The organism is uncultured Rhodococcus sp. (genome assembly GCF_963525155.1).
Classification (GTDB): Bacteria; Actinomycetota; Actinomycetes; order Mycobacteriales; family Mycobacteriaceae; genus Rhodococcus_F; species Rhodococcus_F qingshengii.
Genome location: NZ_CAURKP010000192.1, coordinates 1 through 9084, shown reverse-complemented (window position 1 = coordinate 9084; position 9084 = coordinate 1). Strand labels below are relative to the sequence as shown.

General features: G+C 64.3%; 8 protein-coding genes and 1 pseudogene. All 9 read left to right on the top strand.

Translation table 11 applies throughout. The features are described 5' to 3' along the window. A partial coding sequence (argC, locus tag RWT78_RS25175) for an N-acetyl-gamma-glutamyl-phosphate reductase (protein WP_314681698.1) occupies positions 1-635 on the top strand: 635 nt, incomplete at its 5' end. 32 nt (positions 636-667) lie between these two features. Continuing rightward, the gene (gene argJ / locus RWT78_RS25170) at positions 668-1906 is read left to right on the top strand and encodes a bifunctional glutamate N-acetyltransferase/amino-acid acetyltransferase ArgJ (protein WP_050656537.1); all 1239 of its coding nucleotides are present in this window, start codon (positions 668-670) and stop codon (positions 1904-1906) included. After that, positions 1903-2826 carry an acetylglutamate kinase gene (argB, locus tag RWT78_RS25165; RefSeq protein WP_314681696.1) on the top strand — a complete coding sequence of 308 codons (924 nt, stop codon included), beginning with the start codon at positions 1903-1905 and terminating at the stop codon, positions 2824-2826. Before argJ ends, argB begins: the two co-directional genes overlap by 4 nt. After that, positions 2823-4022: an acetylornithine transaminase gene (locus RWT78_RS25160; protein ID WP_007736227.1), complete on the top strand. Its 1200-nt coding sequence runs from the start codon at positions 2823-2825 to the stop codon at positions 4020-4022. Before argB ends, RWT78_RS25160 begins: the two co-directional genes overlap by 4 nt. Continuing rightward, positions 4019-4969: an ornithine carbamoyltransferase gene (argF, locus tag RWT78_RS25155; protein WP_021334039.1), complete on the top strand. Its 951-nt coding sequence runs from the start codon at positions 4019-4021 to the stop codon at positions 4967-4969. The genes RWT78_RS25160 and argF overlap by 4 nt, the downstream gene beginning before the upstream one ends. Beyond that, entirely contained in the window at positions 4966-5445 is a 480-nt protein-coding gene (locus RWT78_RS25150) for an arginine repressor (protein WP_007736224.1), read from the top strand. The genes argF and RWT78_RS25150 overlap by 4 nt, the downstream gene beginning before the upstream one ends. A 47-nt stretch (positions 5446-5492) precedes the next feature. Beyond that, on the top strand, positions 5493-6692 hold the full coding sequence (locus tag RWT78_RS25145) for an argininosuccinate synthase (protein ID WP_007736221.1): 1200 nt from the start codon (positions 5493-5495) through the stop codon (positions 6690-6692). 3 nt (positions 6693-6695) lie between these two features. Continuing rightward, on the top strand, positions 6696-8138 hold the full coding sequence (gene argH, locus RWT78_RS25140) for an argininosuccinate lyase (protein WP_003944092.1): 1443 nt from the start codon (positions 6696-6698) through the stop codon (positions 8136-8138). A 170-nt stretch (positions 8139-8308) separates the two neighbouring features. Then, positions 8309-9084, top strand: a pseudogene (locus tag RWT78_RS25135) (acyl-CoA synthetase); the annotation flags it as partial.

Sequence of the window (9084 nt, the reverse complement as noted above, 5' to 3'; positions counted from 1 at the left end):
GTGCCCGTGAGAAATTGGTAGGCGCAACCCGCATTGCCGTTCCGGGCTGCTACCCGACGGCAGCGAGCCTCGCGCTGGCCCCCGCCGTTGCCGCGGGGATCGTGGACTCACACGTGAACGTGGTCGCGGTCAGTGGCACTTCGGGCGCCGGCCGGGCACCGAAGGCTGATCTGCTGGGTTCCGAGGTCATGGGCTCCGTCCGTGCGTACGGCGTCGGCGGCGTCCATCGCCACACCCCCGAGATCATTCAGAATCTCTCGGCCGCAGGCGGCAAGGACATCAGTGTCTCCTTCACTCCGGTCCTCGCGCCCATGCCGCGCGGCATCCTCGCGACCTGCACGGCAGCCACCACGGCCACCGAAGAGCAAGCGCGCGAAATCTACGAAAAGGCATACAACGACGAGCCGTTCATCCACGTGCTGCCTGCCGGAGTCTTCCCGCAGACCGGTGCCGTGATCGGATCCAATGCCGTGCAGATCGGGGTCACCGTTGACGCCGACGCCGGTCAGCTCGTTGTCATCTCGGCAATCGACAATCTCACCAAGGGCACCGCCGGTGGCGCGGTGCAATCGATGAATCTCGCCCTTGGCCTACCCGAGACCGCAGGTCTCTCTACCGTGGGAGTAGCTCCGTGAGCACCGACAATCCGCAGCAGATCGACAACGCAATCGAGCCTGACGCGACCGTTGCAGACGTGGTTCACGTCGCCGGGGGACGTCTGCTCCGCACGCAGGGCGTCACCGCACCTGCCGGATTCCGCGGTGCCGGAATTGCTGCCGGTATCAAGAAGAGTGGCAAGTCGGACCTCGCATTGGTGCTCAACGAGGGACCCGATCTGGCCGCTGCCGGCGTCTTCACCCTGAACAAGGTCAAGGCAGCTCCGGTGCTCTGGTCTCAGCAGGTCCTGACGACGGGCAAGCTGCGCGCGGTGGTGCTCAACTCGGGCGGCGCGAACGCCTGCACGGGCGCGGGTGGATTCCAGGATGCACACAAGACTGCCGAGGAAGTTGCTTCGGCACTGAGTAATTGGGGCACCGAGACGGGCGCGATCGAGGTCGCTGTCTGTTCGACCGGACTTATCGGTGACCGCTTGCCCATGGACAAGCTGATCCCCGGTGTCACCGAGGTGGTGCACGAACTGGCCGGCGGAATCTCCGGCGGCACCGACGCGGCATACGCGATCATGACCACCGATACCGTGCCGAAGCAGGCGTCGCTGCACCACGCGAACAAATGGAACGTCGGCGGAATGGCCAAGGGCGCAGGCATGCTCGCGCCTGCGCTGGCCACCATGCTGTGCGTCGTCACGACCGATGCGGTCGCAACGGCGGATCAGCTCGATACCGCTCTGCGCGCCGCCACCCACCTGAGCTTCGATCGCCTCGACGTCGACGGCGCCACGTCCACCAACGACACAGTGCTCCTGTTGGCCTCCGGCGCCAGCGGTGTCACGCCGACGCAGGACGAACTGAACGCCGCAGTGCTGGCCGTGTGTGATGATCTCGCGGATCAGTTGATGGCAGACGCCGAGGGCGTCACCAAGCGGGTCAAGGTGACGGTTCGCGGCGCGGCGTCCGAGTCCGATGCGTTGATCGGCGCCCGGACCATCGCCCGCGACAGCCTGGTCAAGACAGCGCTTTTCGGTTCCGATCCCAATTGGGGTCGCGTTCTCGCCGCAGTGGGTATCGCTCCCATCGAGCTCGATCCCGATCGAATCAGTGTGTCCTTCAACGGGAGTCCCGTCTGCATCGACGGCGTCGGTGCTCCGGGGGCGCGTGAGGTGGACCTGAGTGGGATCGACATCGAACTCGACATCGATCTGGGAATCGGCAACGAGTCCGTGAGCATTCGCACCACGGACCTCTCGCATGCTTACGTCGAAGAGAACTCGGCGTATTCGTCATGACCGAGACATATCCCGTGATCAGCGAGCATCAGAAGGCGCATGTCCTCGCCGACGCGCTGCCGTGGCTGCAGCGATTCCGAGACAAGGTGGTCGTGGTCAAGTACGGCGGAAACGCCATGATCGACGAGACGCTCAAAACGGCATTTGCCGCCGACATGGCGTTCCTGCGGACTGTCGGCATCCCTCCCGTCGTCGTGCACGGCGGTGGCCCGCAGATCAACGCGATGCTGGCACGCCTTGGCATGAAGGGTGAGTTCCGCGGTGGTTTCCGTGTGACGACGCCCGAGGTGATGGACGTCGTGCGGATGGTGCTTTTCGGTCAGGTCGGCCGTGAACTCGTCGGCTTGATCAACGCGCACGGTCCTTACGCGGTCGGTATCTCCGGTGAAGATGCGCACCTGTTCACCGCTACTCGACGCACTGTTGCGGTCGAGGGGGAGCAGACCGACATCGGGCTGGTCGGGGACGTCACCACCGTGAACCCGGACGCGGTACTCGATCTCATTGCGGCAGGACGTATTCCGGTCGTCTCGACCATCGCACCCGACGCCGACGGTGTCGTCCACAACATCAACGCCGATACCGCTGCTGCAGCACTGGCCGAGGCGATCGGTGCCGAGAAGCTCGTTGTCCTCACCGACGTCGAGGGCCTGTACACCGATTGGCCGGACCGAGCCTCACTGGCCACCGAAATCGACACCGACGCCCTGGCCCAGTTGTTGCCGAGTCTCGACGCCGGCATGGTGCCCAAGATGGAGGCCTGCCTTCGCGCGGTGCGCGGAGGTGTGCCGTCGGCGCACGTGATCGACGGTCGGCTCGAACATTCAGTCCTACTCGAACTTTTCACCGGTGAAGGAATCGGCACGATGGTCGTGCCGGGTCCCTCGGTCGCCGGTCCCCAGCAGGGAGCTATCTCATGAGCACGATCGATCTGCAGCAGCGGTGGTCCGCTTCGCTGATGAACAATTACGGCGTACCCCGGGTTGCTCTCGTCCGCGGTGACGGCGCCGTACTCACCGACGCCGACGGCAAGCAGTACGTCGACTTCCTGGCAGGAATCGCGGTCAACATCCTCGGACACGGACATCCGGCCGTCGTCGAAGCCGTCACTACTCAGTTGTCGACACTCGGCCATGTTTCCAACCTGTACGCCAGCGAGCCGGTCGTCGAGTTGGCGGAGCAGTTGCTCGCTCATCTCGGCAACGTCACCGGGCGCGCGTTCTTCTGCAACTCCGGTACCGAGGCGAACGAGGCTGCCTTCAAGCTCGCTCGCGCCACCGGCCGGAAGAAGATCATCGCAGCCGAAGGCTCCTTCCACGGTCGCACGATGGGGGCACTCGCTCTGACGGGTCAGCCGGCCAAGCGGGCGCCGTTCGAACCGATGCCCGCCGGTGTCGAGTTCGTGCCGTACGGCGACGTCGAGGCACTCGAGCAGGCCGTCGATTCCGACACCGCCGCTGTGTTCCTCGAACCGATCATGGGTGAGGGCGGCGTCGTGGTGCCACCCGAGGGATACCTCGTCGAGGCTCGGCGGATCACCGCCGAGCGCGGTGCACTTCTCGTGCTCGACGAAGTGCAGACCGGCATCGGCCGGACCGGCTGGTTCTACGCCCATCAGGCAGTCGGCATCGTTCCGGACGTCATCACCCTCGCGAAGGGACTCGGTGGCGGAATGCCGATCGGCGCCTGCATCGCGACCGGGGCAACGGCCGAGTTGTTCGGACCGGGTAAGCACGGTACGACGTTCGGTGGCAATCCGGTGTGTGCTGCGGCGGCACTTGCCGTGCTGAAAACCATTGCAGCGGAAGACCTGATCTCACGCGCCGACAGCTTGGGTAAGTCGATCTCGGCGGGCATCGAAGATCTGGGCCATCCGTTGGTCGACTACGTACGGGGATCAGGACTGTTGCTGGGTGTCGTGCTGACCGAGGACGTCGCGCCGGCGGTGGAAAACGCAGCGCGCGAAGCCGGGTACCTTGTGAATGCAGCGCAACCCGGAGTGATCCGGTTGGCGCCGCCGCTCATCCTCACGGACGAGCAGGCCGAAACCTTCGTGGCAGCACTACCTGCCATCTTCGACAGCGCACTATCGGCTGACCAGCCGGGGGAGAAGTGACTACCGTGGTGAAACACTTTCTCAGGGACGACGATCTGACTCCTGCGCAGCAGGCCGAAGTTCTCGAACTCGCAGCGATTCTCAAGAAGGACCCGTTCGCTCGGCGTCCGCTCGAGGGTCCCCGCGGAGTCGGTGTCATCTTCGAGAAGAACTCGACGCGTACACGTTTCTCGTTCGAGATGGGCATCGCACAGATGGGCGGCCACGCTGTCGTCGTAGACGGGCGCAGCACTCAACTCGGTCGTGAAGAGACCTTGGCGGACACCGGACGCGTTCTCTCCCGCTACGTCGATGCCGTCGTGTGGCGCACGTTCGGCCAGAAGCGACTGGAGCAAATGGCTACGGGCGCAACGATTCCCATCGTCAACGCATTGTCCGACGAATTTCATCCCTGTCAGGTTCTGGCCGATCTGCAAACGCTGATCGAGCAGAAGGGTGAGCTCAAGGGACTGAAGCTGACCTACCTGGGCGACGGCGCCAACAACATGGCTCACTCGCTGATGCTCGGCGGAGTCACCGCAGGCATCGACGTCACCATTGCCAGCCCCGCGGGCTTCGAACCGGCGGACTGGGTAGTGGCAGCAGCACGCAAACGCGCCGAGGAAACCGGCGCGACCATCACGCTGACGCAGGACCCGCAGGCCGGCGTCGTCGGTGCCGACGCGTTGGTCACCGATACCTGGACCTCGATGGGTCAGGAGAACGACGGACTCGATCGGGTCGGACCTTTCCGTCCGTTCCAGATCAACAAGGAGCTGCTCGCAAAGGCAGATCCGAAGGCCGTCGTCCTGCACTGCCTGCCCGCGCATCGCGGCGAAGAAGTCACCGACGAGGTTCTCGACGGGCCGCAGAGTGTTGTCTGGGACGAGGCGGAGAACCGTCTGCACGCCCAGAAGGCATTGCTCGTGTGGCTGCTGGAACAGCGAACCCAACTGGACCCGGCGTGAGCGTCGCTCCCACTCGGGCTGGTCGCCAGTCGCGCATCATCGCGCTTCTGGCGGCTCACCCTGTCCGAAGTCAGACGGAGCTGGCGGCCTTGCTCGGTGCCGAGGGCATCGAAGCAACGCAGGCGACGCTCTCGCGTGACCTCGAAGAGCTGGGAGCGGTGAAACTGCGTGCCGCCGACGGCGGCGCCGGTGTTTACGTGGTGCCGGAGGACGGGAACCCGGTACGCGGTGTGGCCGGCGGTACCGACCGCCTCTCACGGCTGTTGGGTGAGTTGTTGGTCTCCACCGATTTCAGCGGCAACATGGCGATCCTCCGGACACCGCCGGGAGCCGCGCACTACCTCGCGAGCGCACTGGATCGGTCCTCGATGCCGGACATCGTGGGCACGATCGCCGGAGATGACACCATCTTCGTAGTGGCCCGGGAACCGCTTTCCGGAGCGGAACTCGCGGCCATGATCGAATCGCTCGCCTGACCCCTTATTCTTTGATAGAGATTTTCAACCGAAGGAGCACAAAAACCATGGCCGATCGCGTCGTACTCGCCTACTCGGGCGGGCTGGACACTTCTGTTGCCATCAGTTGGATCGGTAAGGAGACGGGCGCTGAAGTTGTCGCCGTCGCCATCGATCTGGGGCAGGGTGGCGAGGACATGGAGGTCGTGCGTCAGCGCGCGATCGACTGCGGCGCAGTCGAATCCGTTGTCGTCGACGCCCGCGACGAGTTCGCGGACGAATACTGCCTGCCGACCATCGCGGCCAACGCCCTGTACATGGACCGCTACCCGCTCGTCTCGGCCATCAGCCGTCCGCTGATCGTCAAGCACATCGTCGAAGCTGCACGCTCGCACGGCGGCACCATCGTCTCGCACGGTTGCACCGGTAAGGGCAACGACCAGGTTCGCTTCGAGGTCGGATTCGGCGCCCTCGCACCCGACCTGCAGGTCATCGCACCGGTCCGCGACTACGCCTGGACCCGCGAGAAGGCCATCGCCTTCGCCGAAGAGAACAACATCCCGATCAACGTCTCCAAGAAGTCGCCGTTCTCGATCGACCAGAACGTCTGGGGCCGCGCCGTCGAGACCGGATTCCTCGAGGATCTGTGGAACGCGCCGACGAAGGACGTCTACGACTACACCCAGGACCCGACGGTCAACTGGAACGCACCCGACGAGCTCATCATCAGCTTCGACAAGGGCCGCCCGGTCGCCATCGACGGCCGCCCGGTGTCGGTTCTCGAAGCCATTCAGGAACTGAACAAGCGCGCAGGCGCTCAGGGCGTCGGCCGTCTCGACGTCGTCGAGGACCGTCTCGTGGGCATCAAGAGCCGTGAGATCTACGAAGCTCCCGGCGCGATGGTTCTCATCACCGCACACCAGGAACTCGAGCACGTCACCCTCGAACGCGAACTCGGTCGCTACAAGCGTCAGATGGAGCAGCGTTGGTCCGAGCTGGTCTACGACGGCCTCTGGTTCTCGCCCCTCAAGGACGCACTGGACACGTTCGTCAACAAGACGCAGGAACGCGTTACCGGCGACATCCGTCTCTTCCTGCACGGTGGAGCCATCACCGTCAACGGTCGTCGCAGCCCGGAGTCGCTCTACGACTTCAACCTCGCGACGTACGACGAGGGCGACAGCTTCGACCAGTCCGCATCGAAGGGCTTCGTCGAGATCCACGGTCTGTCGTCGAAGGTCGCCGCGAAGCGCGATCTGGGACTCTGAGCCATGACGGCTCACGGTGACGGAGACGCCCAAAAACACGGCACCAACGAAGGCGCGCTGTGGGGCGGGCGGTTCGAATCCGGACCGGCCGCTGCCATGGCGGCGCTGAGCAAGTCGACTCACTTCGACTGGGTCCTCGCTCCGTACGACGTGCGGGCGTCGCAGGCGCATGCACGTGTGCTGAACAAGGCAGGCCTGCTCAGCGAAGCCGACCTCGTGACAATGCTCGACGGTCTCGACCGCCTGGCGGCAGATGTCGCCAGTGGCGCCTTCGGGCCCAGCGAGTCGGACGAGGACGTACACGGCGCACTCGAGCGCGGTCTGATCGAGCGTGTCGGGCCTGAGGTCGGTGGGCGCCTGCGTGCTGGACGTTCGCGAAACGACCAGGTGGCCACGCTGTTCCGCATGTGGCTTCGGGATGCGGTCCGCCGCATCTCCACCGGCGTTCTCGACGTGGTCGATGCTTTGGCGACTCAGGCCGGGGCCCACCCGGATGCCGTGATGCCGGGCAAGACGCACCTGCAGGCGGCTCAGCCGGTCCTGTTGGCGCATCACCTGCTCGCTCACGCACATCCGTTGTTGCGCGACGTGCAGCGCCTTCGCGACTTCGACGTTCGAGCTGCGGTGTCCCCGTACGGTTCCGGTGCACTCGCCGGTTCCTCGCTCGGTCTCGACCCCGAAGCCATTGCAGCGGAATTGAAGTTCGACAGCTCGGCCGAGAACTCGATCGACGCAACCGCTTCGCGTGATTTTGCGGCGGAAGCAGCGTTCGTGCTTGCGATGATCGGTGTCGACCTCTCCCGCATGGCGGAAGAGATCATCATCTGGAGCACACCGGAGTTCGGCTACATCACGCTTGCCGACGCGTGGTCGACGGGATCGTCGATCATGCCGCAGAAGAAGAATCCGGATGTCTCGGAACTGACGCGCGGTAAGTCGGGTCGTTTGATCGGCAACCTGACCGGATTGTTGGCGACGCTCAAGGCTCAGCCGCTGGCGTACAACCGCGATCTGCAAGAGGACAAGGAACCGGTTTTCGACTCGGTTGCGCAGCTCGAGATGCTGCTCCCGGCCATCACCGGTCTGGTGCAGACGCTCGAGTTCCACACCGAGCGCATGGCGGAACTAGCTCCGGCAGGGTTCACGTTGGCCACCGACATCGCGGAGTGGATGGTGCGTCAGGGCGTGCCGTTCCGGGTTGCCCACGAGGCTGCTGGAGCGTGTGTGCGTGTCGCCGAAGCGCGAGGCGTCGGACTCGAAGATCTCACCGACGAGGAACTGGCCGGCGTCGACAGCGCGCTGACACCCGCTGTTCGTGAGGTGCTGACAGTCGAGGGTTCCATCGCTTCGCGCAACGCGCGAGGCGGCACCGCGGGGGTGCGGGTTGCCGAGCAGCTGGACGGAGTCAAAGCAGTGGCGCAGTCACTGCGGGAATGGACCCTGTGACCTCGCGGTCACGAGTGTTGTCGCTCTCTTTTCGGCAGTAGTCCTTCGGTCGTACGCGGTCAGGTAGCAGAATTTGCTCCCTGACCGCGTACGCGTATTCGTCGTCAGTAGGCTTGTCGCGCGCGGGAAAAATGAGACTGACGTCACATGGTGAGTAACTTGGGAGTGAAATGGTGGGATTGAATTCCAAGTCTGTGCTGGGCCCGATTCGTCGGGTGGTTGCGACAGCACAAAACGGCCTCGAGGTCGTCCGGTTGGGTGGGCTGGAAACGGATGCGACCACGTCGCCGTTCGAGATCGTCGAACGCGCGGCGATGTATCGGCTACGGCGCTACTTCCCGGACAGTGACCCGGAAACCGTCGGCGCACCGATCTTGCTGATCCCGCCGATGATGATGTCGGCGAACGTGTACGACGTGACCCGTGACCAGGGCGCTGTGGGAATTCTGCACGAGATGGGCCTTGATCCCTGGGTCGTCGATTTCGGTTCGCCCGACTCCGAAGAGGGCGGTTGGGATCGTAACCTCGCCGATCACATCATCGCTCTCAGCGACATCGTCGATCACATCCACCGTCACACCGGAAAAGATGTTCACATCTCCGGTTATTCGCAGGGTGGCATGTTCGCCTATCAGGCTGCCGCGTATCGGCGTAGTCGAAACATCGCCAGCGTCATCACCTTCGGCAGTCCGGTCGACACACTCGCCGCGCTACCCTTCGGCATCCCGGCGGGATTGGCAACCAAGGGTGCAGATTTCCTCGCCGATCACGTCTTCAATCGCCTGGCGGTCACCGGGTGGATGGCCCGTACCGGGTTCCAGTTGCTCGATCCCGTGAAGACGCTGAAGATGCGCGTCGACTTTCTGCTTCAACTGCACGACCGGGAGGCGTTGCTTCCGCGGGAGCAGCAACGACGCTTCCTCGCGACCGAGGGTTGGGTCGCGTG